Here is a 1,718-nt window from a genome sequence, read left to right as displayed (position 1 = left end):
CGCGTACACCATTATCGAGGGCACCGATGGTCCCCAAATTATCAATACCAATGGCGCCGCCGCTGATTGTGCCAAAGTTGGTAAGGGTTAGGATTGTGCCGCTATTATGAATACCAGTTTGACCGGTAATCAGGCCGTTATTCGTCAGGACACCGATGCTTCCAGCGCTATTACTTGTTGTGTTATAAATCACGGCGTCAGTAGTTTATATTGTACCGTCATTTGTCAACACGCCGATGGTACCGGCATTATATAACCCACCACGTATCAACGCATTACTGGCCACACCGTTGGTCAGCGTGCCATTGGTCAACACGCCAATATCGGCACGTCCATAATTAAAAATACCGCCGGGCCCTGAAATGGTACCGGTATTGCTCAGCACGCCAATCGTGCTGTTGCCGGTATTGGTAATTGCGGAGTTCGACCGGCTTGAGATAAGGCCGTTATTCGTTAAAACTCCGATATAAGCTGCCACAGCGGAATTTGATGTTACATAATTGTAAATACCACGCGCCCCACCAGCAATCGTGCCGTTATTGGTAAGCCGACCAATGCTGCCGCTGTTATTAATCGCAGATGAGCGAGCGCCCGAGGTCGCAATCACACCGGTGTTGGCGTTGGTAAGCTGGTTAATGACGCCGAAATTTAAAATACCGTATTGGATGCCGCTGATGCTGCCGGAATTGGTCAGCGTCTGAATGGTACCGCCGAACTCATTGACAACGCCGGTTAAACCCGAGATGGTGCCGGTGTTGCTGAACGCGTTAAGCGTGTCAGCATTATAAATACCGGTATGCTTGTTGCTAACCGTACCGCCGTTTGTAATGCTGTTGGTAAGTGTCGCGTTTGCAATCCCAAAGGGTGTACCGGAAAGCACGACGTTGGTAAGCACTGTAATATCGGCACCGGTAGAATATACCGTACTGGCGCTACTTGTTCCAATGGTCTGCGCCTGCGCGGCGGGCGTACCGCCCAGCACAACGCCACAAGCCAGTACTGAAACGCCGCATAACAGCGCCTTCTGCATGGATGCGGTTACATTGAGTGCCGCGTTGAAATTTGCACGTTCGTGACCAGCCGTTGAAATATGCAGCATGTTAGCCCCTTGATCATGAATGACGTGATCATGGGTCTTCAAGCATCCAACTTTGGCAGCTTCGTTCCACAGAACCAGACGCACGTCGCCACCGCGACCACGCCCTTACACCTCACCACATAAAGCGAAGTTAAACTTTGGCAACCCGCAAATAGTCGCTCAGATGAAATATAAATGGGCGTGACAGAAATGTTGTTGATAATACCGAAGTCATTATAATTGCTAACTTGTGTCGAAGCACATACTTATAATGTATCCAACCGCCACCGATACCGATTTGCGCCACGCTTTGGCCAATGATGATGCGCCCGGTATTCCCGTTACAGGGCAAGGGCCGGCCGCGCGCGGTTTTAGCCTATTTGCTTGCCGAATTTGATGCAAAACTGAATATCCTGTATCTGTCAGCCGCGCTTCCGGCGTGGGTAATGTAACTCACCCTAGGCATTCGGGAGCGTTCGTGCATCTCAAACCAAGGTATGCAGCAAATGAAGCCATTAAAGATTATCTCAGGCATATTGGCCTTAGGGTTTTGGGGCTCATCATTTTATGCCTGGACTTATTTCAACGCGCACGAACCGCACGCACCGGATAATATAAGTGGCCGGGTGCTGCCATTGAG

2 protein-coding genes are annotated in these 1,718 nt (G+C 50.3%); both read right to left on the bottom strand.

The annotated features are described in order from the left end of the window. Window positions 1–193 (bottom strand): hypothetical protein (locus B7Y67_RS17185; RefSeq protein ID WP_293599673.1); only part of this gene is annotated, 193 nt, incomplete at its 3' end. A gap of 12 nt (window positions 194–205) precedes the next feature. Continuing rightward, complete coding sequence (locus tag B7Y67_RS17180; RefSeq protein ID WP_293599672.1) at window positions 206–1,099, bottom strand: hypothetical protein; 894 nt, start codon at window positions 1,097–1,099, stop codon at window positions 206–208. Window positions 1,100–1,718: the final 619 nt, after the last annotated feature.

This window comes from Polynucleobacter sp. 35-46-11, from assembly GCF_002281105.1.
This window is presented reverse-complemented; position numbering and strand designations above follow the sequence as displayed.